Source organism: Pseudomonas sp. DSP3-2-3 (assembly GCF_049898225.1).
GTDB lineage: Bacteria > Pseudomonadota > Gammaproteobacteria > Pseudomonadales > Pseudomonadaceae > Aquipseudomonas.
The window spans coordinates 206866-233828 of sequence record NZ_JAFCXH010000003.1 but is presented as its reverse complement, the minus strand read 5'-3'; the positions used below and the strand labels follow the sequence as shown (position 1 = coordinate 233828).

The window sequence follows — 26963 nt, the reverse complement described above, 5'->3', positions numbered from 1 at the left end:
CTCTCGCACTCCTTTAGCGGCTCGCATCAGAAGCGCCAGATAACGTCGACGATGGCGCGGTGCATGTATTCATCCACGCCGCTGTGATAAGCGTCGCCCGGCTTGAAGACACCGGCACGCAAACGCACCAGCGCCGAAGGCTCGTCCATCGACTGGCTCAACGCCGCCGGCAACAGGCCTTGCTTGAAGTACTTGGTCACGACCAGGTCCATTTCCTGACCCAGATCCTTGCGACCGTCTTCCAGCGGCAACGAATCGAAGGTGTTGGTCGGGACGCCGTTTTCGTCGAAGTTCTCGCGATTCGGGTTCACGCCAGCGCCGCCAATACGGGCGTTGCCGTCGACACGACGAAACTTGTGGTAGATCAGCGACGCATCGTAGTCGTCACGCAGTTGCCAGGAGGCGAACAGCGAGCCGGTTTCCACGTTGGCCATTTCGCCCTGGAACGCTTCACCGAAGCGATGCACGCGCGAGCGGGTACCGGTCCAGTTGGAGCGGTTGCTTTCCAGGCCATTCTGTTCGTAATTCTTGCTGGCACGCGAGTACGCCGCGCCGACTTGCCATTGCGGGTCGAGACGGAAACGCAGGCCCAGATCAGTCGCCCAGCCATTGACGTTGCTGTTGGCCTTGTCGCCAGCCAGGTACTGATCAGTGGTGGTGTCGTAGCTGGTCGGGGTTTCGTCACGATCACCGGTCAGGTAAGTCAGGCTGCCCCAATAGTTGATCGGGTTGGTGTTGCGATAGTTGTAAGCATCGCTGTTGGCCTGCAGACCCAGCCAGGTCAGATCGCTCCGGGACGTCTTGTCCAGATCGTCGACGACTTCGTTCTTGTCTTTGAGGCTGCCGCCGTCATGACTGTGATGGGCGCGCACGCCAGCCCAATGGCCAGGGGTCCATTGGTAGGCCACGTCGCCGAACAGGTGCTGACGATCCTTGTCTTTCGGGTCCAGCTCGGTGAGGTCGGTGCGGTATTCGCTGAAGCGCTGGGTAACGCCGACATCGGCACGCAACAGCGTGGTGTCGAACGCCCAGTTCACCGCTTCGATGTTCACGTCATGCCATTGGCCGTCGTCGTTGCGCAGGCGCTGACGACCGACCTTGAGCATTTCGCCGGGGTACGGCGTGAAACCGCTGTAACCGATCCAGAATTCGCGCAAAGCCAGATAGCTCTTGTCGACTTCCCGCTCGCTGGCGTTGCCGCGAGCCGTTTGGGTGCCGGTGCCATCGCTGGTGGCTTGTTCCAGCGGGTCAGTCTGGATGGTGTCGGTGGCGGTCACCACCTGGCCCATGGCATAGCCGCTGAAGTTACCGCGCTCGCCGTAAATCCATGGACGCACGTCGAGGCCGATACCGTTGACGTCGCCGCCGGAGCGCGTGCCCAGGTCGCGGTCATCTTCGGCCTGGCCGGTGATTTTCACTTCCAGACCAAAGTTCTTGTCTTCAGTCATCGCGGCCAGGGTCGGGGTCGCCCACAGCAGGGTAAAGCCCAGGCCCATGCCGGCAGCCATCAGGGAATTCAGTTTCATAGGGGTGCGTCCTCGCCGTCTTCTTTTTGCAGGGCTTGCATGGCCAGCGCGTTCTGGCTGCTGGCGCCCCGGACTTTTTGCTCTTGTTCCAGCAACCGTTGGGCTGCGGCGAGCTTTTCAGGCGGTAGTGCGGCGCTCAGTTGCTGCGCCAGATCGGTGGCTTGCGGCGTACCTTGCTTCAGCGCCAATTGGCTGAAGACCCAAGCATTGACCGGGTTGGGCATCGTGCCCTTGCCTTGGGAGTAAAGCTGGGCAATGGCGTAGTCGGCGCTGTTCTGACCGCCACGAGCGGCGATCAGCAGTTCGTCTACAGCCTTCTGTGGATAGACCTGGCCGAGGTAGCCCCGACGATAGATCTGCCCCAGGTAGTAATGCGCGGCGAGTTCGGTGCCGACGGCTTTCTTGAGATGCTCTTCGGCTTTTTTCGAATCGGCCGGCACCCATTTGCCTTCGTAGTACAGCTTGCCCAGCAGCAGTTCGGCGCGGGGTTGATCCGCAGCGCGACCGTTGTCCAGGTATTCCATCATCTTGTCGACATCACCCAGATCGGGGAAGTCGTACAGCAATTTGGCCAGGGTGACCCAGGAAATCGGGTAGCCCGGCGCGACTTGTTCCAGCAATTGCTGGGCAGTCTTTTCATCCGGCGTGCCGATCTCGGCATCGCCGAGCACGCGAGCGACGCTGTCCACGCGCTGGGCGCCGACAGTGCCGATCGCATAAGCGCTTTGCAGCTGCTTGATCAGCGCTGCCTGCTGTTCGGTCTGGCCGCGTTTCTGGTACACGGTGGCCAGCTCGACATAGCAGATGTCAGTGGTGTTCAGCGCGGTCTTGCAGATGGTTTCGACTTCATCCAGATGCTGATCGTAAGTGCCCTGGATGCGGTAGAGCATCACTTGAGCCAGACCTGCTTCCGGATAACCGGCTGCGCGCCATTCGCTGATTTTCTGCTGCGCGTTCACGTTGGGGAACGTGTGCGGGTATTGCAGATAGAGCATGGCCAGCGGCGTCAACGAAGCCGTATCGCCATTGGCGAACGCCTTTTTCAGCAGCTGCTCGGCTTCTTTGTGTTCGGCTTCGGTCGCGTACGGTTTAGCAGCCAGCAGGCGGCCCAGACGCGATTGCGCCCGAGGCGAAGTTTCTGCTGCGGCGCGGTAGGTCGCCTCGGCCTGCTTGAGCAGGGCCGGATCGCGGCTTTCAACCTGAATATCGGCCAGACCGACCTGTGCATCGCTGTAGCCCAGGTCCGCCAGTTGCCGATAGTTCTGCTCTGCCAGGGCGGTGTCGCCATTTTTCAGGGCTTCATTGGCCAGGCGTTGATCGGGCAGACCGGCACAACCGGTCAGCGCGAAAGCAATCGCCAGGCTCAATAGCGTTGGGGTCGACAAGGTTCGTAGTGGGCTAGCCATGTTAGAGACCCGCGGCCATGGCTTTGTCGATCAGCCAGTTCATCGAAGGGCCACGATCACTGGTGACTTCTACAGGACGACCGGAGAGCGAGCTGTCCAGAACTTCGTCAGGCTTGATCTGTACGCGGATGTCGGTGGACAGGTCGGCGTCGCTCAGGTTGGTGCTGCTGACGATCTGACCGGTACGGACCTTGTCTTCGCCTGCAACCTGGAAGTTCACGTGAGTGCCGGGTTTGACATCGTTGAACTGGCGATAGGTGAAGCGCGCTTCGACGTTGGCAGCCGTGTTACGCGGCACCAGCTGGAAGATCACCTGACCTTTGGACGCGAACTGACCGTCCGACACCAATTGCTTGGCAACCACGCAGTCACATGGGCTGGTCAAAGTGCCGGCCATTTGCTTGCCGTACAGCTCTTCGATTTTCGCAGGTTGCAGGTCGTCGCCGTTCAGGCTGCCCTTGAGCATTTCCAGCATGCTGGTGCTGAAAGAAGCGAGCGGGGCGCCTTTGGCAATCGGGCCGTTGACCTGAGCCAGGCTCTGCACGGTGCCTTCACGCGGCATGGTCACATCCATCGACGGCAAGGTAACCAGACCGGCCGATGCGTGGCTGACAAAGTACAGGCCGTAGACGGTCTTGAAGATGAAACCGAATGCCGCCAGGCCGACGATGAAAATGCCGAGGCTGAAGGTCACCGCGCGCATCCGCGCGAGAGCGCTCATGCCGCTGCCTTCGCCTTTGTTCTTGCGCGCCTTGGTGAAATTGTCGCGCTGCAAGGTGGCAAGCACTTCGCCCATGCTGACGATGTCGCCGCTCAGGTGCGAGGTGATCAGGTGGCGCAGGGTCGCGATGTCTTGTTGTTCCAGGTTCTGGAACTGGCAACCCACGCGGCCGGTGGAAGAGTCCACCGAACGGATCTGCATTTCGATGTCCATGGCCAGGCCAAGGTTGTCGATCAGAAACTGCAGGCGGCCCTTGATAACTTCACCTGCGGACAGGCGCAGATTGTTCGGGGCAACGAAACTCAAGCCACCGGCGGACAAGTCTTCGACCTGTACCAGAGGGGCGTTGGGCTGGCCATTGAGCAGGCGCAGCTTGGCGGGAATCCGGATCCGGGCGTGCTGACGCTGGGCTTCGGATTCATGGACGACGTTCGCATTCACGGCTGTATTCATGGTTAATATTTCCTACTTAAGCGATTAATCCGTGGGTCTGGTCAAACCATCGTCAACAGCACTGCGACGAAGATGGTGCCAGCCGAGAAAGTCATGGTCCGGGACGACCATGTGTTGAACCAGCCCTGGAAACTGGCCATGTCACGGCTGAGTTTTGTGTCCTGACGAGTCCAGGACTGTCGGTCCAGGCGGAAGAAGACGTAGATCTTCATCAGCGCACCGACGATCTGGTTGTAATAAAGAATGATCGGATAGGCAGGCCCGATCGTGTGTCCCGACAAGGACAGCATCAACGTGAGAATCAGGCGGGTGATGCCGATCCATAGCAGGTACATCAGGATGAACGTCACCCCATACTTCATGCTGGCGATGATCGCGACCGTCAGGCCGAGGATCGACGTCCACATGGAGACCCGCTGATCGAACAGCACGACGCTGGTGAACAGACCCAGGCGACCCATGCCCAGGCCAAGTGCCCGGGAGTTCTGCCGCAGGTTGTTGCCGTACCAGCGGTACATCAGTTTGCGGCTGGCCTTGATGAAGCTTTTTTCCGGCGGGTGCTCCACGGTGTTGATCGCGGCATCCGGGACATAAAACGTGTCGTAGCCCAGGCGCATCAGGCTGAACCAGCTGGACTTGTCATCGCCGGTCAGAAACTTGAACTTGCCCAGACGCCAGTGAGTCAGCGAATCGCTCTCGACGTCGGCAATGAACGCCGGGTCAGTCACGACCGAAGCCCGAAACACCGACATACGGCCGGTCATGGTCAGCACGCGCTTGGACAGCGCCATCGAGCACATGTTGATGTGACGCTGGGCGAAACGCAGCTTGTGCCATTCGCTCATGATGTAGCCGCCGCGCACTTCGCAGAACTCGTTGGTGGTCAGGCCGCCGACATTGCCGAACAGCTGGAACCAGGGCACGGTCTTGCGCACGACGCCTTCGCTGAGCACGGTGTCGCCATCGATCACGGCAACCACCGCGCGGTCATCCGGCAGGTGCCGGGAAATGGCGCGGAAGCCGAAAGCCAGGCCGTCACGCTTGCCGGTACCGGCGATCCGCACGAAGTCCAGCTTCACATGCGCGGGCGGATTGGCCTTTTCCCACATCGCCTTGACCAGCAGCTCATCGGACATCTCTACCAACGAACAGACGATGGTGGTCGGGAAACCGCAGTCAATGGCTTCGCGAATCACCGAGCTGTAGACCTGGGCCGTGGTCAGCGCATCGATACGAAAGCTGGTGACCATCAGGAACACATGGGACGGGTCCGCGGATTTACCGAGCTTGCGAACCTTGCGGCGCAAGTGCGGGTAAACCACGTACAGAAACAGCATGCCGCGCAGGAAGTGCGTGGCACCCATCGAGTAGCGCCAGATACCCACGGCGCCAATCAGGAAAATAAAGTTCTTCGACTCGGCGTCAAAGATACTTGTAGGCAACGCCAGAGCGAGGCCCATCAATAAACTCAGGTAGAACAGCCAACCGGCGGCCTGTAAAAGGCCGGTCTTTAGCCTGTGCATAATCGGTATCCCAAAGTCAGTTGCAAGCCTCAAGCCCCAGGCTTAAAGCGTGGGGCTGGACAGAGAACCGTTGGAGCGAGGCTTGCCCGCGAATGAAAGTTGCGCGGTATGAAGCCCGTCCGCGTCGTTCCCTTCGCGGGCAAGCCTCGCTCCTACAGCTTGCGGCTGATTTACCAGCAGATACCTTCGGTACGGTCGCTTTCGCTGGTAGCGTTGGTCATGAAGCCGACCAGATCGACCACGTGCTTGCCAGCTGGCGCATTGTTGGCCAGGGCGCGGAAGCGCTCGTCGCGGTTACCCAGGATGATCACGTCAGCGCCGCCAACCACGGTGTCGAAGTCCGAGTTCAGCAAGGACGAAACGTGCGGGATTTTCGACTCGATGTACTCTTTGTTGGCGCCGTGGACGCGAGCGTATTCGACGTTGGCGTCGTAGATGCTCAGGTCAAAGCCTTTACCGATCAGCATTTCGGCCAGCTCTACCAGCGGGCTTTCGCGCAGATCGTCGGTGCCGGCCTTGAAGCTCAGACCCAACAGGGCGACTTTGCGAGTGTCGTGGCTGGAGATGATGTCGAAGGCGTTCTGGACCTGGGACACGTTGCTGCGCATCAACGAGTTGAGCAGCGGTGCTTCCACGTCCAGGGTGCTGGCGCGGTAGGTCAGGGCGCGAACGTCCTTTGGCAGGCAAGAGCCGCCGAAGGCGAAGCCAGGACGCATGTAGTACTGGGACAGGTTGAGTGTCTTGTCCTGGCAAACCACTTCCATCACTTCACGACCATCAACGCCGACTGCTTTGGCGATGTTGCCGATTTCGTTGGCGAAGGTCACTTTGGTGGCGTGCCACACGTTGCAGGTGTACTTGATCATCTCGGCCACTGCGATGTCCTTGCGGATGATCGGAGCGTCGAGTTCTTCGTACAGGGACTGCAGGACATCGCCGGAAGCTTTGTCGAATTCACCGATAACGGTCATCGGTGGCAGGTCGTAGTCCTTGATCGCGGTGCTTTCACGCAGGAACTCAGGGTTCACTGCAACGCCGAAATCGATGCCGGCTTTCTTGCCCGAGCAATCTTCCAGGATTGGAATAACCACGTTGGCGACAGTGCCTGGCAATACAGTACTGCGCACCACGATGGTGTGGCGGGAAGTCTTGTCGCGCAGAACGAAGCCGATTTCGCGGCAGACGGATTCGATGTAATCGAGTTCCAGATCGCCGTTCTTTTTGCTCGGCGTGCCGACACAGATCATCGACAGGTCGGTGGCCCGAATGGCTTCGGAGAAGTCTGTGGTGCCGCGCAGTTTGCCGGTACGAATACCCTGTGCCAGGAGGTCTTCCAGGCCAGGTTCTACGATTGGCGATTTGCCGCTATTGATAAGGTCGATCTTGGCTGCAGAGATATCCACACCAACAACATCATGACCCCGCGCAGAAAGGCAACCGGCACATACTGCACCGACATAACCCAAACCAAAGATGCTGATACGCATCGTATTCTCCTCGATGTTCACGCCATAAGTTGGCTGGATATTAAAATTTGACCAGCAGTTATCGCGCGCTCGAAAAACGTGACTTGTAGAAGTCACATATCGAACGCAGGCATAGTTGAAAGGTGAGCGCCAAATAGTTAAGGCGGACTCAAGTACTGCTGAGTATTCGTGGCAAGTAACCTGTATGTAACGCTGCAGGATCTCGCTCTGGGACGCGGCAAGCCACTCCGTTCGGTGTCCCCAGTGGTCTCTAGGTCAGAGGCGCGGGCTAAAGCCTTTGCGGTCGTTCCTGAGTCACGCTGTGTGCACCTCGATAGTGCTTTGCCCAATAACCAATCGTTGCCAAATGGTGCATTTATCTCCAGATACCTACCGCCTTGACCTGTCAGGTCAAACATCGTGGTCGGCAACTTCCAGTTTCCCCACCTTGTCTGTAAGTGATCTCTCACAAGCTTGGCGAGAATTGTTACGGGATGTAGGAGCCCCTGATTTCGAGATAAGTTCCTGGCCACTCGTCCTCTTTTTGAGATTCGCCGATTTCAAATCGCCCGGATAAGTAATCTCACAATGATGGCATTTTCCGTTCAGGCCTTAGTTCTCAGGGGGTTTAGCGTCCTAATATAGAAAAGCCACTATCGTGAAAAAGCAAAATGCTAGCACGGAAAAAGTTTGTTAATTTTTTGAGAATCGAAAGTTGGAAAACTCGAAGACTTAATATTGACGTCATTAACTCGTCAAAAACGCGTCACGATAAAGGGGCGTATCAGCGCAACCCGACTTGCTGTTGCGCTTTACAACTGACTTTAGTGTTCGGGAGTTTCCCGCAAGAACACTAACTTGGTGGGCGTGGACTGTTCGCTGTTGTAGCGATAGCCCTGAGCGTCGAACTGCTTTAGTGCGTCGGGTGTATTGATCTGCTCGGAAATCACGAAGCGACTCATCATGCCTCGGGCTTTTTTCGCATAGAAGCTGATGATCTTGTACTGCCCGTTCTTGAAGTCCTTGAACTCGGTGTCGATGATCCGGGCATTCAAGGCAGGGCGTTTGACGGCGGAAAAATACTCGGTCGATGCCAGATTCAGCAGCAGGTCGTCGCCTTGCTCGGCCAGCGCCTCGTTGAGCCATTCGCTGATGCGCGTACCCCAGAATGCGTAAAGGTCCTTGCCGCGAGCGTTGGCCAGTCTGGTGCCCATTTCCAGCCGATACGGCTGCATCAGGTCCAGCGGCCGAAGCAGGCCGTACAGACCCGACAGCATGCGCAAGTGGTCCTGAGCATAAGTTAGCTCGGTTTCGCTCAGGGTCTCGGCTTGCAGCCCGGTGTACACATCGCCCTTGAACGCCAACAACGCCTGCTTGGCGTTCTCCGGAGTGAAGGCCGGGGTCCAGCTGCCGAAGCGCGCGGCATTGAGGCCCGAGAGCTTGTCGGACAGGTGCATCAACTCGCTGATCTGCGCCGGGCTGAGCTCGCGCAGCTGGGTGATCAACTCCTGCGAGTGGTCCAGGTATTGCGGCTGAGTGAAACGGGCAGTGGTCGGCGGGGTGTCGAAATCGAGGGTTTTCGCTGGGGAAATCACCATCAGCATAAAGTCGTCTCCTTTAATCGTGGCGCGATTCTAGGGACTTCGGCCTGCGGGAGCCAATAAAACGCATAAACGCCTGGTGAAATGTCCCTGTGGGAGCGAGCTTGCTCGCGATGGCGTCGGGTCAGCCAAAACTGTTTAGTATGACGCATTGCTTCGCGAGCAAGCTCGCTCCCACAAACGGCTGTGCTTTGTATCACCCTCGACATCAGCCATGCCGGGCATTTGGGCTATAGTGCCGCGCTAGTCTGGCGATTAAGGGAGCGATTGGTTTTGCGTAAGTTTTTAGCAGTTTGCGCGTGTCTGTTCGGGCTTGAGGCCCACGCGGCATTGCCCGAGGTGGCAACCATCGATCGCGGCGCGTGGCCCGAGCCATTGGTCACCGCCGATCTGTTCGACGTGGCGTCGCGTGCCGAAATTCTCGGTTTCGCCCACGCACTGTATCTCAGCGAAGGTCTGGACGAAGAAGGCCTGAAGAAGCGCCTGGGCTTGCGCTACGTCAATCTGCAATCGCTGAACCTGATCCGCAACCGGCTCTGGAACCGCTTGCTGGAGAACTACCAGAGCGCGCAAAAAAGCTGCCCACAGGACGCGTCGTTTTGCGTACTGGTCGAAGACATGGACATGCTGCGCGCGCGTGCCGCCGAATTCAAAATCGCCGATGATTCGTTCTACGCCAAATGGGCGGCGCCCAGTGCGACTTTTCATGAGCGCTATCTCAATGAGCTGCTGTTTCAGGCTGCGCTGTTCCCGCAGACCAGCAGCGAAATCGCCCGCTACAACTCCGACGAGTTGAGTGGTGATGCAATGGCGGATCGAACCTTTCAGCTGAATTTCGATGGCGGGCCTACCGGCGCCGATGGCGGCACGGACTGGCTCGCCGATTTCATGCGCCAACAGAAGATGAACGCTACATTTTTTGTGCTGGGCAAAAGTCTCCAGGAGCGCCTCGAAGCCGGGTCTGCCACGACGTTGCAGTCCCTGTACCGTTTGCAATGCGTGGGGATTCAGGGCTGGGAATATCGTTCGCATAGTCAGTGGCTGGAATGGCAGGGCTCAGTGGTGCGCAGCGCGGGTTTGACCCAACAACTGCTGCCGGACAACTACGTGCCGTTGTTCCGTCCGCCGTATGGCCATCGTCGCGCGGACAGCGGGCAATTTTTCCGCGATCAGAATCTGCGCGTTTCGCTGTGGACGATCGATGCCCAGGATGCCAACGGCCGGCTTTCCACCGAACAGATCAGTGACCGGATTATTAACCTGATGCTGTTGTGGCGACGCGGTACGGTGGTGTTTCACGACGCCAGTGCCAAAGTGCAATCGGCAGTGCCGCTGTTGCTGGCCAATACGGCACAAAGTGAGCTGATTTGGGACGATTGCCGCAATATCCCTGAGAGCCCCGCAGAATAAGGGGCTACACGCGTTTGAGTGGGGGATCTGCCGGGATTTCGGGCATATTTCGAGTGGGGCGGACTTCCGACTGTAAGCGCACTGACGCAGGTCGCCAAGGGCTATTCGTCATACTGTGAAATAAACTTCAAAAAAGTGTCAAAGAGCTTTTTTCTGTCATGGGTTTTGCGGTATTACCACTACAGACCGCCGAAACCTGCAACACAGGTGGCGTCCTTCCAGACGAACCTTGAGCATATTTCTCCTGCTTGAAGGAGAAAGCCCGGCGGCCTTTTCGTGGCGCAGTATTGTTGTGGTTCTGCGTCGCTTGGCTTTTATAAAGGTGAGCGAGTATGGATGATCACGGACGCACCCCTTCCTCAAACCAGCCAATCCTTTACGTGCTCGATACCAACGTATTGATTCACGATCCCAATGCCCTGCTGAATTTCGAAGAACACCGCGTCGCCATTCCCATGACCGTCCTCGAAGAGCTGGACAAGCTCAAGGCCGGTAAACACTCGGTTGCCGCCGAATGCCGCCAGGCGATTCGCCTGATCGACAAAACTCTGGGCGAAGCCACACCCGAGGAAGTTGAACTCGGCGTACCGATTGATCGCGGTACCGGTGTGCGCAAAGGCTTCCTGTCCATCCTGATGAGCAAGCGCGAGGAGCCCAACAACCTTCTGCCCGAACACCTCAACGACAACATCATCATCAACCAACTGATCGACCTGCATGCGCGCGACAAGGATTTGCGCCTGGTGCTGGTCACCAAAGACATCAACATGCGCCTCAAGGCGCGGGCGTGTGGGATCGCCGCAGAAGACTACAGCACTGATCAACTGGTCGACGACGTGTCGATGTTGTCCCGTGGCTATCACACCATGACCGGTTCGTTCTGGGATCGCGTCAGCAAGGTCGAAACCCGTCAGGATCATGGCCGCACCTGGCACCGTGTGCAGCTCACCGACAACCTGCCGGCGGTTCACATCAACGAGTTCATCATTGACGAACAGGGTTTCGTCGGCTGGATCAAGGGCATCAAGTCTGACGAGTTGCTGATTCTGGACATGCACCAGGAACCGCTGATGCACCAGGAAGCCTGGGGTCTCAAGCCGCGCGACATCTATCAGGGCCTGGCGCTGTTTGCCTTGCTCGATCCCGATATCCACCTGGTCAACCTGTCCGGCGCCGCCGGTTCCGGCAAGACCATTCTGGCGCTGGCCGCTGCCATCGAGCAGACCATGGTCAGCAAGCGCTACCGTCGCATCATCGCCACCCGCAGCGTGCAGGGCCTGGATCAGGAGATCGGCTTCCTGCCCGGCACCGAAGCGGAAAAAATGGAGCCGTGGCTCGGCGCGATCACCGACAACCTCGAAGCCTTGCACATGGATGACGAAAACACCCATGGCAGCGTCGATTACATCCTCAGCAAAGTGCCGTTGCAGTTCAAATCCCTCAACTACATCCGGGGTCGCAGCTTCCAGCAGAGCCTGATTCTGATCGACGAATGCCAGAACCTGACGCCGCACCAGATGAAAACCATCATCACCCGTGCCGGCGCCGGTTCCAAAGTGGTCTGCCTGGGTAACCTGGCGCAGATCGACACCCCTTACCTGTCGGCCACCAGTTCCGGGCTGACTTACCTGACGGAGCGTTTCAAAGACTTCCCCAACGGCGTGCACATCTCGCTGCAAGGCGTGCCACGCTCCATCCTGGCCGAGTATGCGGAGTCGCATTTGTAGATGAAAAGTTTCAAGCTGCAAGCTGCAAGCGAAGATCCAAAGCTTGTAGCTTGTAGCTTGTAGCTTGTAGCTTGTAGCTTGTAGCTTGTAGCTTGTAGCTTGCAGCTTGCAGCTTGCAGCGTTAGCTCACACAATTCCCACTCCTGTTCAGGAGTAAGGCAAGTGCTGACTCACCTCGATTCCCAAGGTCGCGCCAATATGGTCGACGTCACCGATAAATCCGTGACGTTCCGTGAAGCCGTGGCCCAGGCGCGCATTCGCATGCGGCCTGAAACCCTGCAAATGATTGTCAGCGGTGGTCATCCCAAAGGGGATGTATTCGCCGTTGCGCGGATCGCCGGCATTCAGGCGGCGAAGAAAACCAGCGATCTTATCCCGCTCTGCCACCCGCTGATGCTCACCAGCATCAAGGTCGAACTCAGTGCCGAGGGTGAAGACACGGTCCTGATCCTCGCGCGCTGCAAATTGTCCGGGCAGACCGGCGTGGAAATGGAAGCCCTGACCGCCGCCAGCGTCGCCGCGCTGACCATCTATGACATGTGCAAGGCCGTTGATCGCGGCATGGTCATCGAATCCGTGCGCCTGCTGGAAAAACTCGGCGGCAAGAGCGGCCATTTCATAGCCGATGAACCGCAAGCGGAGGCGTGATGACCCTGCAAGTCCAGTATTTCGCCCGTTATCGTGAAGTCCTCGGCCTGGATGGCGAGCAGGTCACAGGCGACTTCGCCACCATCGATGACCTGCGCCAGCACCTGTTGCAACGCGACGGGGCCTGGCAAGTGTTGGCCGAGCAAAGCGTGATGTGCGCGCGCAATCAGGAACTGTGTTCGCTCGACGAGCCGTTGCAGGCTGGCGACGAAGTGGCGTTTTTCCCGACTGTGACGGGAGGCTGACGATGGCGATTCGGGTCCAGGCGGCTCCTTTTGATCCGGGAGCGGAAGTCAACGCCTTGCATGCCGCCAATGTTGGCATTGGCGCGGTGGTGGGTTTCGTTGGTTATGTGCGGGATTTCAACGAGGGTCGGGAAGTGGCGGGGATGTTTCTCGAACACTATCCGGGCATGACTGAAAAAGCCCTGGCCAAGATTGTTGAAGAAGCCGAACAGCGTTGGCCGTTGCTCAGGCTGGAGGTATTGCATCGGGTGGGCGCTCTGGAGCCGGGCGAACCGATTGTGTTCGTCGGCGTCGCCAGCGCCCATCGTCAGGCAGCGTTCGAAGCCTGCGATTTCGTCATGGACTACCTGAAAACCCGTGCACCTTTCTGGAAGAAGGAAACCACTTCAGACGGGCCGCGTTGGGTAGAAGGGCGGGACAGTGATCATGCGGCGGCGAATCGTTGGAAGTGAGCCTGCATGTTTTGTGGGAGCGAGCTTGCTCCCACAGGTGAAATGCGGTCATCCCGTGGGACCGGATTTATCCGGGAAGGCGTCGGTGCAGACACCACATCTGCGGCGTCTGTGGGTTGCCCTCAAACATAGAATTTCCCACAGAGCAGTGAAGGCCCGTTACACCGGCTGCGCTGGCTTGCGCACCACCGGCTTCAACAACTCCGCTGGCGGGGTTTCGCAGCTGATCTTGCGACCGAGTTTTTCTTCAATCGACGGCAATTGATACGAGTCGTCTTCACCGGCAAAGCTGATCGACACGCCGCTCGCGCCAGCACGACCGGTACGGCCGATACGGTGCACGTAATCGTCCGGCACTTCCGGCAGGGTGAAGTTGATCACGTGGCTGATGCCATCGATGTGAATCCCGCGACCGGCAACATCGGTTGCTACCAGCACGCGAATCTTGCCTTCGCGGAAACCTTCCAGCGTCTTGATGCGCTTGTGCTGCGGCACATCGCCGGAAAGCTGAGCGGCATTCACACCATCGCGTACCAGACGTTCTTCAATGCGGCGCACTTCGTCCTTGCGGTTGGCAAAGACCATCACCCGTTCCCAGTTGTTTTCGGTAACCAGGTTGTAGAGCAGCTTGTATTTGTCGGCAGCGGCCACGGCATAGATATGCTGTTCGACCATTTCGCTGGCGACGTTCAGGGCTTCAATTTCGACAATGGCGGGTTCGGTGGTCCACTGTTTGGCGAGGTTCATCACGTCTTCGGTGAAGGTCGCGGAAAACAACAGAGTCTGGCGCTCGCCCTTGTGCGGCGTCTGACGAATGATCTGACGCACTTGTGGGATGAAACCCATATCCAGCATGCGGTCGGCTTCGTCGAGCACCATCACTTCGACCATGTCCAGATGCACTTCGCCGCGCTGGTTGAAGTCCAGCAGACGGCCCGGCGTTGCCACCAGAATGTCGCAATGGCGCGCTTCAAGCTGCTTGAGCTGTTTGTCGAAGTCCATGCCGCCCACGAACGTCATGACGTTCAGGTCGGTGTACTTGGTCAGGTCGGCGGCGTCCTTGGCGATCTGTACGACCAGTTCGCGGGTCGGCGCGATGATCAATGCACGCGGCTCGCCCATGTAGCGTTCTTTGGGCGGCGGCGTCTGGGTCAGCTGCGAAATGATCGAAATCAGGAACGCTGCGGTTTTACCGGTACCGGTCTGGGCGCGACCGATGGCGTCCTGACCTTTAAGGGTAAAACCCAGCACCTCGGCCTGAATCGGTGTGCAATACGGAAACCCCAGATCCTGAATCGCGTGCATCAATTCCGGCGCCAGGTCGAAATCATGGAAGCGGGTTTTACCTTCCTGCGGCTCGACGACGAAATCTGCAAGGTTCCAGACGACCACTGGCGGCTTGGGCGCGCGCTCGCGACGTGGGCGCTCGGACTTTGGTTTGGCGGAGCTGACCGGTTCGGCCTTGGCGGGCTCCTCGCGCGATTCCTCAACAGCAACGGATGCGCTGGGCGCAGCCGAAACCTGGGCATGACGATTCTGCAAATCGTCAGCAACAGGGCTGATAGGGGCGGGGGAGGATGTAACAGGGCTAGGCGCGAGCTGCTCAGCCTCGCTTTTACCGAACATCTTTTTAAGTGCTTTGAGCACGGTCATCTCGTCGATTGATTAGGGAATGTACGCCGAGCAGTGTAAAGCAAGAACAGGGCGCGGCGTAGTGTCATGCGGAATGGGCTACACGATGGGCTCCAAAGGCGCATTCCAGAGGCGTCTAAAAACGGTGTTACCTAAGTTTGTTGCTTAGCCAGCTACCAATGTCGGAAATCTCCTGCGGTAACACTTCGTGCCCCATTGGGTATTCCTGCCATGTGACGGTGACGCCCAGCGTCTGGAGCCGCTCATAAACGTCACGTCCCATGCCGTACTGAACCACATCATCGTTTTGGCCATGCAGGCAATACGCCGGGATGCGTTGCTGACTGGCAGAAAGCGTCATCTGATCGTTGAATGTCGGTGCATAAGTCGACAGCGCAAGTACGCCGCCCAACGGACCCTGCCAACGACGAAAGGCCGCGTGCAGGATCACTGCGCCACCTTGGGAAAAGCCCGCCAGAAAAATCCGCGCCGGGTCGATGCCGCTGTCGCGTTGCGCTTCGACAAGGTTCAAAACCGTCAGCGCCGACGCCTCCAATTGGTCGTGATCAATAGCGCGGGCGGGGGTCATCGCTAATATGTCGTACCAGCTGGGCATGGCGTAGCCACCATTGATAGTCACCGCGCGGGTCGGTGCCTGGGGCAGCACGAAGCGGGTGGTCAACAGTGTTTCCTGGAGCATTTCCGCGACGGGCATGAAGTCGTAGCGATCCGCCCCCAGACCATGCAGCCAGATGACGCAGGCGTCGGTAGCCTGGATCGGCTCTAGAACAAGGGTCTCACTCATGTGCGCTCCATTACCGTGCGGTCGCTCTTTTGCAGTGCGTTAAGGCGGTGCACGGCCTGTTAAAAATGAAAGAAGATGTCGCAAGGTTACAAGTTTTCCTATTGACCTGTCGCTAATTCGACTCTGCCATCATGCTGGTACGGGCTTTGCTATAAAAACGCTGGAGTGAAAGCGCTCACCTCGGTCGGTAACACTATCAGCGTATGACTGATAACCACCGGGGCAGGCACGGAATCCATGCATCAGGATTTTCGGCACGGTTCGTCCTGTACCGGGTTGGTCCAGGAACATCATGGGGCTTGAATCTGCCAGACCGTTTTGGGGTCGTGATTACGAGTGACGAGAAGATCTTGCGCTCGATTCAGGATCCGGGTCTTACGCCGCATGACCCAAAAATAAGCCAGCACGGGTCATCAGTGCCTCACAAGGGTGCGGCGGGGCTCAAGCTCCGACACAACAAAGAGCAAACTGGAGGTTTGAATGAAGATGTTGAAATCCACCCTGGCCGTAGTGGCCGCCGCAGCAGTTCTCGGCGTGAGCAGTTTTGCTCAGGCAGGCGCGACACTGGACGCTATTCAAAAGAAAGGCTTCGTACAGTGCGGCGTCAGCGATGGCCTGCCAGGTTTCTCCGTTCCTGATGCCAAGGGCAAAATCAACGGTATCGACGCCGACGTCTGCCGCGCTGTCGCTGCTGCCGTATTCGGTGACGCGAACAAAGTGAAATTCAGCCAGTTGAACGCCAAAGAGCGTTTCACCGCGCTGCAGTCCGGCGAAATCGACATCCTGTCGCGTAACACCACCTGGACCAGCTCCCGTGACGCTGGCATGGGTCTGGTATTCGCTGGCGTGACTTACTACGACGGTATCGGCTTCCTGGTAAACAACAAGCTGGGCGTTAAAAGTGCCAAGGAACTGGACGGTGCAACCATCTGTATCCAGGCCGGTACTACTACCGAGCTTAACGTTTCCGACTACTTCCGTTCGAACGGTCTGAAATACACCCCGATCACTTTCGACACCTCTGACGAAAGCGCCAAGTCCCTGGAAGGCGGCCGTTGCGACGTTCTGACCTCCGACCAATCGCAGCTTTACGCACAGCGCAGCAAGCTGGCCAAGCCGGACGACTACATCGTTCTGCCAGAAGTGATCTCCAAAGAACCTCTGGGCCCGGTCGTACGTAAAGGCGACGAAGAGTGGTTCAGCATCGTCAAGTGGACTCTGTTCGCAATGCTGAACGCTGAAGAAGCTGGCGTGACGTCGAAAAACGTTGAAGCCGAAGCCAAATCGACCAAAAACCCGGACGTCGCTCGTATGCTCGGTGCTGACGGCGAATACGGCAAAGACCTGAAACTGCCGAAAGACTGGGTAGTACAGATCGTCAAGCAAGTCGGTAACTACGGTGAAGTTTTCGAACGTAACCTGGGTGAAGGCACCGCGCTGAAAATCAAGCGTGGCCTGAATAATCTCTGGAACAAAGGCGGCATTCAGTACGCTCCACCAATTCGCTGATTGACCCGGCGCCCGACAGTCTGAACAACAGGCTGTCGGGCGTTGTTCTGTTCCATTTTTCCTGGGGCATTCAATGGAAAAGCAAATCGTCGCACCCAAGCAAAAGCTCTCTTTGAGCGACCCGAAAGTGCGCGCGTGGGCATTTCAGATCATCACCATAGTGGCGGTGATCTCGATGGGCTGGTTCTTGTTCGATAACACCCAGACCAACCTGGAACATCGTGGCATCACCTCGGGTTTCAGCTTTCTTGAGCGCAGTGCCGGGTTTGGCATTGCTCAGCATCTGATCGATTACACGGAGTCTGACACCTACGCTCGCGTATTTGTCATCGGTCTGCTCAACACCCTTCTGGTTTCGTTCATCGGTATCGTCCTGGCGACGCTGCTGGGCTTCATCATTGGCGTTGCCCGCTTGTCACCCAACTGGATGATCAACAAGCTGGCGACTGTCTACGTTGAGGTCTTCCGGAACATCCCGCCGCTGCTGCAGATTTTATTCTGGTACTTCGCGGTGTTCCTGACCTTGCCGGGTCCGCGTCAGGCGCACGGCTACCTGGAGATGTTCTTCGTCAGCAGCCGTGGCCTGAACATGCCCAGAGCACTGGCCGCTGATGGCGCGTGGCCGTTCATCATCAGCATTGTGCTGGCCATTGTTGCTGTGGTCATGATGACCCGCTGGGCCAACAAGCGTTTTGAAGCCACCGGGCAACCGTTCCACAAGGTCTGGGTCGGCCTCGGGCTACTCATCGTGATCCCTGCGCTGTGTGCCGCGATCTTCGGTGCGCCGGTGCATTGGGAAATGCCGGAACTCAAGGGCTTCAACTTCGTCGGCGGCTGGGTTCTGATCCCTGAACTGCTGGCCTTGACCCTGGCGCTTACGGTGTACACCGCAGCGTTCATCGCCGAAATCGTGCGTTCGGGTATCAAGTCGGTCAGCCACGGTCAAACGGAAGCTGCACGTTCCCTGGGCCTGCGCCCTGGGCCGACGCTGCGCAAGGTCATCATCCCGCAGGCTCTGCGCGTGATCATCCCGCCGCTGACCAGCCAATACCTGAACCTGGCGAAGAACTCCTCGCTGGCGGCCGGTATCGGTTATCCGGAAATGGTTTCCCTGTTTGCCGGTACGGTGTTGAACCAGACCGGGCAAGCGATTGAAGTCGTTGCCATCACCATGAGCGTGTACCTGGCGATCAGCATCAGCATTTCCCTGCTGATGAACTGGTACAACAAGCGCATTGCGCTGATTGAGCGGTGAGGAAGCGCCCATGACTACCCATACTTTCAAACCTGATATGCCACCACCGGGCAAAGTGTTCGGCCCCGTGGCATGGATGCGGCAAAACCTGTTCTCCAGCTGGATGAATACGCTGCTGACCTTGTTTTCGATCTACCTGGTATTCCTGGTCGTGCCGCCGATTCTCAGCTGGGCGTTCATCGACGCCAACTGGGTCGGCACCACACGCGCCGATTGCACCAAGGCTGGCGCCTGCTGGGTGTTCATCGAGCAACGCTTTGGTCAGTTCATGTACGGCTACTACCCTGGCGACCTGCGCTGGCGTGTAGACCTGACCGTGATCCTGGCGATTGTCGGCGTTGCGCCGCTGTTCATTTCGCGCTTCCCGCGCAAAGCCGTCTACGGCCTGAGCTTTTTGTTCATCTACCCGGTCGTTGCGTTCTTCCTGCTGCATGGTGGCGTGTTTGGTCTGACCAACGTCGCCACCAGCCAGTGGGGCGGCCTGATGCTGACGCTGGTGATCGCCACGGTCGGTATTGCCGGTGCATTGCCGCTGGGTATCGTGCTGGCGCTGGGTCGTCGCTCGAACATGCCGGCGGTGCGCGTGGTCTGCGTGACGTTCATCGAGTTCTGGCGCGGCGTGCCGTTGATCACCGTGCTGTTCATGTCCTCGGTGATGCTGCCGTTGTTCCTGCCGGAAGGGATGAACTTCGACAAACTGCTGCGCGCCCTGATCGGCGTCATCCTGTTCCAGTCGGCTTATGTGGCTGAAGTGGTTCGCGGCGGTATGCAGGCAATCCCCAAAGGGCAATACGAAGCGGCTGCGGCCATGGGCCTGGGTTACTGGCGCGCCATGGGGCTGGTCATTCTGCCCCAGGCGTTGAAGATGGTTATCCCCGGCATCGTCAACACCTTTATTGCCCTGTTCAAAGACACCAGCCTGGTGATCATCATCGGCCTGTTCGACCTGCTCAACAGCGTCAAGCAAGCTGCTGCCGACCCGGCCTGGCTCGGTATGGCCACTGAAGGCTATGTCTTCGCGGCATTGGTGTTCTGGATCTTCTGTTTCGGCATGTCCCGCTATTCCATGCATTTGGAACGTAAGCTGGACACAGGCCACAAGCGTTAGGAGTTATGTGATGAGTGAAGTTATCAGTAAGCCTCTGGGCGCCGAAGGCATGATCCGCATGGAGGGCGTACACAAGTGGTACGGCCAGTTCCACGTGCTCAAGGACATCAACCTGAACGTGCGTCAGGGTGAGCGAATCGTGTTGTGCGGCCCTTCCGGCTCCGGCAAGTCGACGACCATTCGTTGCCTGAACCGCCTGGAAGAGCACCAGCAAGGCAAGATCGTCGTCGATGGCACCGAGCTGACTTCGGACCTGAAACAGATCGAAACCATCCGCCGTGAAGTCGGCATGGTGTTTCAGCACTTCAACCTGTTTCCGCATCTGACTATCCTGCAGAACTGCACGCTGGCGCCGATGTGGGTTCGCAAGCTGCCCAAGCGCAAGGCCGAAGAAATCGCCATGCACTACCTTGAGCGCGTGCGTATCCCGGAACAGGCCCACAAGTTTCCAGGCCAGCTTTCCGGCGGTCAGCAACAACGTGTGGCGATTGCCCGCGCGCTGTGCATGAAGCCGAAAATCATGCTGTTCGATGAGCCAACCTCGGCACTCGATCCGGAAATGGTAAAAGAAGTGCTCGACACCATGGTCGGCCTGGCGGAAGAAGGCATGACCATGCTCTGCGTCACCCACGAAATGGGCTTCGCCCGCACCGTGGCCAACCGCGTGATCTTCATGGACAAAGGCGAAATCGTCGAACAGGCCCCGCCAAACGAGTTCTTCGACAATCCGCAAAGCGATCGCACCAAACTGTTCCTGAGCCAGATCCTGCATTGATTGGTTGTTGGTGACAGAGAGAAACCCGGACCTTGTGTTCGGGTTTTTTATGGGGCGCTAATTGATGGCGAGGCCTCTTCACGCAATCCCGTTGGAACGAGGCAAGCGTGGCGATCCTGTGGGAGCGATCGGAGGTTACGACGGCCGCGAAGCGGTGTTTCAGGAGGATTGCTATCGCTGCATCGCGCCGCTCGTGAGCCTTTTAAGCCTCCAACCGATCCAGCGACTGCTCCACCGCGCCACGCGCCAGATCAATCAGGTGCATAACGGCAAAGGCCAGGTCGCGTTGGCTGCCGTTCAAGTGATCGCCCGTTTCATACGCCGTCGCAGATGCGCAACGCAGCAGTTCGACGGCGTGGATCAAGGAATCTTCCACAGTGGGCAACGGTTGAGCGGGGGTGATCTTGAGCATGTTGAAACTCCTATTGCAGTAAGGAGCCATCACTCGTCGCGACTAAACGAAGGGTGGTGGCCGTGCCACAGGTTAGTCGACCGGCCAATAGGAAACCGGCGCACCCGAAAGTGCCCTGCGCACAGCCACCATAAGAGGTGAAATCATATGCGCCTATTGATCCGGGCGACTAAACCCGATCGCTGATGTGCAGCGACCGACGCAGCCTAGACACCCAAATCGGCAGGCGCAAGCGGCTGAGAGTTTCTAGGAAATTTCACGCAAGGGAAAGAGACGGGTCTTGCGATTTGCGAGTTACGGTGCTTGGCGATCTCTGTGGGACCGGATTTATCCGGGAAGACGTCGGTTCATGCACCGGCATCTTCGGGAATGAATTCCCTCCTACAGAGTTTGGTCCCAGGAGCGTCTGTACCCAATCCCGGTGAAACTTGTATTCGCCCTGGTTCTCCAACAGGATGCATGCTTTGCGCAATGCGCTGTTACACACTCTGCCCTTTACGAGAATCCCATGACGACCAAGGCGCCATCGGCGAGCACGACTCCAATAAATCATTCCCTTCCTCACGACATCGATGCCCAGCTGATCGATTGCGAAGCCGACGATACGCCCGCGCCGCCGTTGCTCAAGCGGCCGTGGTTGCTGCTGTTGGGGCTGGTGCTGGTGGCGCTGAATCTGCGCCCGGCGTTGTCCAGTGTCGCGCCGCTGCTTAACAGCGTGTCCAAAAGCCTTGGGCTGTCGGCGGCTGAAGCGGGTTTGCTGACGACATTGCCGGTATTGTGCCTGGGACTGTTTGCGCCCTTGGCGCCAAGGCTGGCGCGCCGGTTTGGTGGGGAGCGGGTGGTGTTCGGCATTTTGCTGATGCTGGCGGCGGGGATCATTTTGCGCAGTTGCTTTGGCGAAGTCGGGCTGTTCGCCGGCAGCCTCGTGGCCGGGGCCAGTATTGGCATCATCGGCGTGCTGTTGCCGGGGATCGTCAAGCGGGATTTCCCGAAACAGGCCGGGGCGATGACCGGCGTCTACACCATGGCCTTGTGTCTGGGTGCGGCGATCGCGGCGGGTTCGACGGTGCCGCTGAGCCAGCATTTCGACGACAGCTGGGCCATCGGTCTGGGCTTCTGGATGATCCCCGCCGTGCTGGCCGCCATCGTCTGGCTGCCGCAAGCCCGCCACGGGCATGGCGCGCATCATGTGGCGTATCGCGTCAAAGGTTTGCTGCGTGATCCGCTGGCCTGGCAAGTTACGTTGTACATGGGTCTGCAGTCGTCCCTGGCCTACATCGTGTTCGGCTGGCTGCCGTCGGTGCTGATCGGGCGCGGTATGAGCGCCACCGAAGCCGGGCTGCTGTTGTCCGGGTCGATCATGGTGCAGTTGGTCAGCGCCCTGACCGCGCCGTGGCTCGCGACCCGTGGCAAGGATCAGCGAGCCGGCATTCTGCTGGCGATGGCATTGACGCTGACGGGTTTGTTCGGCTGCCTGTACGCGCCGCTGGATGGGCTGTGGGGTTGGGCCATCGTATTGGGATTGGGGCAGGGCGCGACGTTCAGTCTGGCGCTGACCTTGATTGTGCTGCGCTCGCGGGATTCTCATGTAGCGGCCAATCTGTCGAGCATGGCCCAAGGCATCGGCTACACCATTGCGTCCGTCGGGCCTTTCGCCGTAGGCGTGGTGCATGATGTCACGGGTGGCTGGGACGCCATCGGCTGGATCTTCGCCGTGATCGGTATCGCCGCCACCGTTGCCGGAATGGGCGCCGGTCGGTCGCTGTACGTGCAGGTCACCAGCGAAAAAATCTGAGTCGGGGTATTTGCCATGCGAATGGGCATGGCAAATCGCCCGTTGGCCGCTTATCGTGCAACGACCTTTTGCTTCAACGGACTTGCCTGCATGAGTGACGAAGATAAACGTCTGATCAACAATGCCCTGATCACCCGCTTCTACGAGGCGTTCAATCGACTGGACGCCGAAGCCATGAGCGCCTGTTACAGCGATGACGTGCTGTTCAGTGATCCGGTGTTTGGTGAGCTGCGCGGCGCCGAGGCCAGTGACATGTGGCGCATGTTGACGTCTCGCGCCAAGGATTTTTCCCTGACCTTCGACAGCGTACGTGCCGATGAACGAACCGGCGGGGCGCATTGGGTCGCCACGTACGTGTTCAGCCAGACCGGCAACACCGTGGTCAACGATATTCAGGCGCGCTTCGTGTTCCGCGACGGCAAGATCTGCGAACACCACGATCACTTCGACCTGTGGCGCTGGTCACGTCAGGCGCTGGGGTTCAAGGGCCTGTTGCTGGGCTGGACGCCAATGGTGCAGAACGCGATTCGCGCCCAGGCGCAAAAGGGTTTGAAGGCGTTTCAGGCCGGGCGTTGAGCCTCTGTTAGAATCGCGCCTTTCATGTAACCCGACTGCTGCCATGCCTGACACATCTCCCGCCGTCATCAGCGCACCCTCCGAACCTGCGGCGAGCAAACCATGGTTCGTCTATCTGGTGCGCGCGGCGAATGGCTCGCTGTATTGCGGCATCAGCGACGATCCGCAGCGGCGTTTCGCCAAGCACCAGAGCGGCAAAGGCGCACGCTACTTCAGCTCCAGCCCTGCGGTGGCGCTGGTCTATGTCGAAGCCTGGCCGGACAAGGGCGAGGCGTTACGCCAGGAGCGGCTGATCAAGAAGTTGAAGAAGAGTGCCAAGGAGTGTCTGGCTGCGGGTTTTCAGGGGGTGGCAGCCGATCCATCCGCGTGATGTCGTGACTTCAGGTTCACTGCGTAGGCCGCAGGCTCACAGCCAGCTAAGCTATCGGCTTTCCACCTGCCGGACAGACCGAACATGACAGAGCTCATCCTGCACCATTACCCGAATTCACTTTTCGCCGAAAAAGCCCGTTTGATGCTGGGTTTCAAAGGGTTGTCGTGGCGCTCGGTAATCATCCCGTCGATCATGCCCAAACCCGACCTGACCGCGCTCACCGGTGGTTATCGCAAGACGCCAGTCTTGCAGATTGGTGCTGATATCTATTGCGATACCGCGCTGATGGCGCGTCGACTTGAGCAGGAAAAGGTCTCGCCGACGTTTTACCCGGAAGGCCAGGAATTCACCGTCGCCAGTTTTGCTGCCTGGGCAGATTCGGTCATGTTCATGCATGCCGTGACCCTGGTATTCCAGCCTGAGTCGCTGGCGGTGCGCTTCGCCAAGGTGCCGCCCGAAGCGGTCAAGGCCTTCGTCGCTGATCGCGCGGGCTTGTTCACCGGCGGCAATGCGAGCCGTTTGCCAGCCGAGCAGGCCAGGCATCAATGGCCGACGCTGATGTCCCGCCTGGAACTGCAACTCGCACGCAATGGCGACTTTCTGTTTGGTGTGCCTTCCATTGCGGACTTCACTGTTGCGCACACGCTGTGGTTCCTTAAACAAACCCCGGTTACTGCACCGTTGGTGGATGGCTACCCGGAAATTGCCGCGTGGCTGGGTCGTGTGCTGGGCTTCGGCCATGGCGCTTGCAGCGAGCTGAGTTCAGCTGACGCCCTGGAGATTGCTGCCAAGGCAACGCCCGCCGCGCTGCCGGACGAAGTGTTTGTCGATCCGAACGGATTCAAGCCGGGCGATCAAGTGACGATTGCCGCCATTGATTACGGCGTTGATCCGGTCGAGGGCGAACTGGTGTACAGCGGGCGTGAGGAGTTGATTGTGCGTCGCGAAGACGAACGCGCGGGCGTGGTGCATGTGCACTTTCCTCGGTTCGGGTTTCGGGTTGAGAGGCGCTGAATATTCATCTGATGCCTCTCGTACTAAAAGCCGGTGTGACAAACATTTAAGTGCCGGGATGTGCGTCCGGAAATATGACGGGGTTCGCATGGCCTCACGCAGCGACCCCGTTATAGCGATTAAAAAAACAGTGCAAAGCGCGAAAAGTTATGCTGACTTGTCAGTTCTGACAGTTGCCAGTCTCGGCAAGGCGGTAGTAGGGTGCCCTGTGTGCGAGTCAGTAACTGGAAACAAAATTGCGCTTATTAGACAGGAGTCTACGGCAATGAAAAAACATAACTGGAAGATAATATGTGAAGACGCTGCATATTACGTGGAGTTTAACCTGGACGCCGCAGATTTTCCTGGGCATGCCTATCCAACGCTGTTCATTGATGGCGTGGAACGTGAGGCTCGGCTGTTAAACGACCAAAAAACATTAAGAGTGTCCATTTCTGATGTCGATATTGACCGAATAATAGAAGTCATGACTCCTCGGCTATTTTTTTTGTCGCATCGAGGTCAGTGCACCGCAGGTAAAGTCCCATTTCAAACCAGGGTGATTGATAAGCCTGCAGGCATGATGGCACCTGATTCAATGTCCCCAGGAAAGTTTAATGTCATTCGCCATGACTATGACTATGGTGATGAGGCATTGGCATTGCCCGAGGCCATCGCTAACGTGGAGTTCCGCGCCGCCGTATATATGCCGGATAATACGGTTGGCACTCATCCCGTTGTTATATTTTTACATGGGCGGCACTATACATGTTATGGCGCAGAGGGTATCCAAAGTACCTGGCCCTGCAGTGTCGATAATCTTCCCATTCCCAGTCATGAAGGCTACAGCCTGGCAGCATCAAGTCTTGCCAGTCATGGCTATGTCGTTATTTCCCTGTCGGCTAATGGTATTTTTCCCATAGAGGCGCCCGGTGCTTTAAGTATCGGTGGCACGTTACGTGGGCATTTGATTCTGGCGCACCTTGATCTGTTAGCCGAGGCGAACGGAGGCAATCGTCCTGAGCTCTCTTTTCTGGCGGGTAAACTGAATTTACAGAACATCGGCCTTATGGGGCATTCGCGTGGCGGTGAGGGCGTGGCGAGGGCTGTCACATTGAACAGGCTTTTTAACAAGGGTTACGGGATACGAAGCGCCTTGTTTCTAGGCAGCACGGCTCGTGAAGGAGTAGCCATCCCCGATACGCACACAGCAGTTGTTCTACCGTTTCTGGACGGCGACGTTCAAGACTTAACGGGCCAGGGGTTCTCTGATCTTTCTCGTTATGCATTTGACGATAACGTGCTGCGCAGTGTCGTATTAATGCTGGGCGGCAATCATAACTATTTCAATCCGGTATGGTCGCCCGGATTTCCAGGCGGTTCGGATGACGCAGCCATGTGGGATGAAGTCCCGGTGACTCGCCTGACACAACCGGAACAGGAGCTGCTGGGCTCCTTTTATATCGCCGGTTTCTTTCGTTTGACTCTGAGCGCAGAGCAACAGTATCTGCCACTGTTCGATGGTTCTCTCGTGACTGTACCGGTACTTCCAGAGGCACAGGTGCGCAGCTCTGCCCACTTTCCAGCATCAAGTAGCTACGTGATTCAAAGTTTTGAAGCGATTCATTCGGGCGAAACCTTCTCCATGCCGGGAAACTGGGATTGGAATATCGGGCAAGGCGTCGGAGAAATAATGGACAAGGCTTTATTCGTCAATAAATTCCGTTACACGCACAACGCGTATCACAGCTTTTTAAATCTTAAAAGCGACACGCCGTCATCGCCCGCCCAGCTTGAACTTTACCCTCGACAGGGTAGTGAACCGGTCAATGTCTCGGGTTATACCCATTTAAGTTTTCACGTCACTCACCTCCTGGAAGAAAACTCTCAAGAAACCATCGAGCTCTATATAACGTTGCAAGGGGGCGTACTCGACGTCAGGAGAAACGTTTCCGCCTTATGGCCTGTCCCGGAAATCAATCCCGGTGTTGGAACGGTGCTCAAGCAACAGATAACAGTACCGCTCAAGGAGTTTCGCATCGACATGTCCATGCCGGTTAACAGCCTGTCGTTCACGCTACCCAACGGCGGAAACATCTACCTGTCGGATATTGCCTTTGTAAAACCGTCGTTAGGAGCGACCGGTTCGATTCGCCTGCCCTTCGTCAGTATTGAAGACGTGCATATCGTGCCAACGGGGCTGGAGCAGGAGCTGGAGATTAAAGTCACTTTGTCCGAGGCGAGCGCGAACAGGATTTCCATGCGGATATATACGCCGATAATGCACACGCTTCTGGGCACTATGCGTCTCGACACGCCGCTGGTATTTGAGCCAGGAGAAACAACCAAATCTGCCAGATTCCTCATACCCTCGGGAGGCTTTAGAGGGGCGGATGGAGACTTGGTGAATTTTATTTCTGTCATCGAGGCGCGGGCCCTGTCGAACGCCTTGTTCGACCGCGAGCGCGCATTGTTGACAACGCCCAGACCTGCCAAATAATCAGCGAATTTCAGCAGCGAGCTGGGTCAGGCAGATTGAGGTTGTCGGGCTG

General features: G+C 57.8%; 23 protein-coding genes. 14 read left to right on the top strand and 9 right to left on the bottom strand.

Going from position 1 to position 26963, the window contains the following annotated elements; genetic code table 11:
* Window positions 1-26: 26 nt before the first annotated feature.
* The 6 genes from ACP7E4_RS05635 to yaaA form a co-directional block, all read right to left on the bottom strand.
* Window positions 27-1526, bottom strand: coding sequence for an alginate export family protein (locus ACP7E4_RS05635; RefSeq protein WP_426112428.1), 1500 nt, complete (start codon window positions 1524-1526; stop codon window positions 27-29).
* Window positions 1523-2932 (bottom strand): alginate biosynthesis TPR repeat lipoprotein AlgK, encoded by a 1410-nt coding sequence (gene algK / locus ACP7E4_RS05630; RefSeq protein ID WP_426112426.1) that lies wholly within the window; start codon window positions 2930-2932, stop codon window positions 1523-1525. Before algK ends, ACP7E4_RS05635 begins: the two co-directional genes overlap by 4 nt.
* Before the next feature lies 1 nt (window position 2933).
* A complete protein-coding gene (locus ACP7E4_RS05625) occupies window positions 2934-4106 on the bottom strand; it encodes a PilZ domain-containing protein (RefSeq protein WP_426112424.1) in 1173 nt (390 codons plus the stop codon).
* Between the two features lie 41 nt (window positions 4107-4147).
* Complete coding sequence (gene alg8 / locus ACP7E4_RS05620; RefSeq protein WP_426112422.1) at window positions 4148-5629, bottom strand: mannuronan synthase; 1482 nt, start codon at window positions 5627-5629, stop codon at window positions 4148-4150.
* Between the two features lie 170 nt (window positions 5630-5799).
* The gene (locus ACP7E4_RS05615) at window positions 5800-7116 is read right to left on the bottom strand and encodes a nucleotide sugar dehydrogenase (RefSeq protein ID WP_426112421.1); all 1317 of its coding nucleotides are present in this window, start codon (window positions 7114-7116) and stop codon (window positions 5800-5802) included.
* Between the two features lie 803 nt (window positions 7117-7919).
* A complete protein-coding gene (gene yaaA, locus ACP7E4_RS05610) occupies window positions 7920-8699 on the bottom strand; it encodes a peroxide stress protein YaaA (protein WP_426112419.1) in 780 nt (259 codons plus the stop codon).
* 270 nt (window positions 8700-8969) lie between these two features.
* Here yaaA and ACP7E4_RS05605 point away from each other — a divergent pair, with 270 nt between their 5' ends.
* The 5 genes from ACP7E4_RS05605 to moaE all read left to right on the top strand — a co-directional run bounded on the left by ACP7E4_RS05605 (window position 8970) and on the right by moaE (window position 13178).
* A complete protein-coding gene (locus ACP7E4_RS05605; protein WP_426112417.1) occupies window positions 8970-10106 on the top strand; it encodes a polysaccharide deacetylase family protein in 1137 nt (378 codons plus the stop codon).
* A 332-nt stretch (window positions 10107-10438) separates the two neighbouring features.
* The gene (locus tag ACP7E4_RS05600) at window positions 10439-11833 is read left to right on the top strand and encodes a PhoH family protein (protein ID WP_426112415.1); all 1395 of its coding nucleotides are present in this window, start codon (window positions 10439-10441) and stop codon (window positions 11831-11833) included.
* 162 nt (window positions 11834-11995) lie between these two features.
* Entirely contained in the window at window positions 11996-12481 is a 486-nt protein-coding gene (gene moaC, locus ACP7E4_RS05595) for a cyclic pyranopterin monophosphate synthase MoaC (protein ID WP_426112413.1), read from the top strand.
* A complete protein-coding gene (locus ACP7E4_RS05590; protein ID WP_065835004.1) occupies window positions 12481-12726 on the top strand; it encodes a MoaD/ThiS family protein in 246 nt (81 codons plus the stop codon). Before moaC ends, ACP7E4_RS05590 begins: the two co-directional genes overlap by 1 nt.
* 2 nt (window positions 12727-12728) lie before the next feature.
* Window positions 12729-13178, top strand: coding sequence for a molybdopterin synthase catalytic subunit MoaE (gene moaE / locus ACP7E4_RS05585; RefSeq protein WP_426112411.1), 450 nt, complete (start codon window positions 12729-12731; stop codon window positions 13176-13178).
* A 159-nt stretch (window positions 13179-13337) separates the two neighbouring features.
* Here the strand turns inward: moaE and rhlB are convergent, their stop codons facing one another.
* Both rhlB and ACP7E4_RS05575 read right to left on the bottom strand, forming a co-directional pair.
* Window positions 13338-14831, bottom strand: coding sequence for an ATP-dependent RNA helicase RhlB (gene rhlB, locus ACP7E4_RS05580; protein ID WP_426112409.1), 1494 nt, complete (start codon window positions 14829-14831; stop codon window positions 13338-13340).
* 127 nt (window positions 14832-14958) lie between these two features.
* Window positions 14959-15615, bottom strand: coding sequence for an alpha/beta hydrolase (locus ACP7E4_RS05575; RefSeq protein WP_426112407.1), 657 nt, complete (start codon window positions 15613-15615; stop codon window positions 14959-14961).
* A gap of 480 nt (window positions 15616-16095) precedes the next feature.
* Between ACP7E4_RS05575 and ACP7E4_RS05570 the strand changes: the two genes are divergently transcribed.
* The 4 genes from ACP7E4_RS05570 to ACP7E4_RS05555 all read left to right on the top strand — a co-directional run bounded on the left by ACP7E4_RS05570 (window position 16096) and on the right by ACP7E4_RS05555 (window position 20262).
* Window positions 16096-17124 carry an amino acid ABC transporter substrate-binding protein gene (locus tag ACP7E4_RS05570; RefSeq protein ID WP_426112405.1) on the top strand — a complete coding sequence of 343 codons (1029 nt, stop codon included), beginning with the start codon at window positions 16096-16098 and terminating at the stop codon, window positions 17122-17124.
* Window positions 17125-17197: 73 nt separating this feature from the next.
* Complete coding sequence (locus ACP7E4_RS05565) at window positions 17198-18379, top strand: amino acid ABC transporter permease (RefSeq protein ID WP_426112403.1); 1182 nt, start codon at window positions 17198-17200, stop codon at window positions 18377-18379.
* Window positions 18380-18389: 10 nt separating this feature from the next.
* On the top strand, window positions 18390-19487 hold the full coding sequence (locus ACP7E4_RS05560) for an amino acid ABC transporter permease (protein WP_426112401.1): 1098 nt from the start codon (window positions 18390-18392) through the stop codon (window positions 19485-19487).
* A gap of 10 nt (window positions 19488-19497) precedes the next feature.
* Window positions 19498-20262, top strand: a complete 765-nt coding sequence (locus ACP7E4_RS05555) for an amino acid ABC transporter ATP-binding protein (RefSeq protein WP_020294368.1) — start codon at window positions 19498-19500, stop codon at window positions 20260-20262.
* A gap of 202 nt (window positions 20263-20464) precedes the next feature.
* Here the strand turns inward: ACP7E4_RS05555 and ACP7E4_RS05550 are convergent, their stop codons facing one another.
* Window positions 20465-20674: a DUF6124 family protein gene (locus ACP7E4_RS05550; RefSeq protein WP_426112398.1), complete on the bottom strand. Its 210-nt coding sequence runs from the start codon at window positions 20672-20674 to the stop codon at window positions 20465-20467.
* A 508-nt stretch (window positions 20675-21182) separates the two neighbouring features.
* On the opposite strand from ACP7E4_RS05550, the gene ACP7E4_RS05545 reads away from it, so the two are divergent.
* The 5 genes from ACP7E4_RS05545 (at window position 21183) to ACP7E4_RS05525 (ending at window position 26911) form a co-directional block, all read left to right on the top strand.
* Window positions 21183-22469, top strand: a complete 1287-nt coding sequence (locus ACP7E4_RS05545; protein WP_426112396.1) for a CynX/NimT family MFS transporter — start codon at window positions 21183-21185, stop codon at window positions 22467-22469.
* A gap of 90 nt (window positions 22470-22559) precedes the next feature.
* On the top strand, window positions 22560-23045 hold the full coding sequence (locus ACP7E4_RS05540; protein ID WP_426112394.1) for a nuclear transport factor 2 family protein: 486 nt from the start codon (window positions 22560-22562) through the stop codon (window positions 23043-23045).
* Window positions 23046-23088: 43 nt separating this feature from the next.
* On the top strand, window positions 23089-23415 hold the full coding sequence (locus ACP7E4_RS05535) for a GIY-YIG nuclease family protein (protein WP_426112392.1): 327 nt from the start codon (window positions 23089-23091) through the stop codon (window positions 23413-23415).
* An 84-nt stretch (window positions 23416-23499) separates the two neighbouring features.
* A complete protein-coding gene (locus tag ACP7E4_RS05530) occupies window positions 23500-24432 on the top strand; it encodes a glutathione S-transferase family protein (protein ID WP_426112390.1) in 933 nt (310 codons plus the stop codon).
* A 265-nt stretch (window positions 24433-24697) separates the two neighbouring features.
* Window positions 24698-26911 carry a hypothetical protein gene (locus ACP7E4_RS05525; RefSeq protein WP_426112388.1) on the top strand — a complete coding sequence of 738 codons (2214 nt, stop codon included), beginning with the start codon at window positions 24698-24700 and terminating at the stop codon, window positions 26909-26911.
* The last annotated feature ends 52 nt before the right edge of the window (window positions 26912-26963 follow it).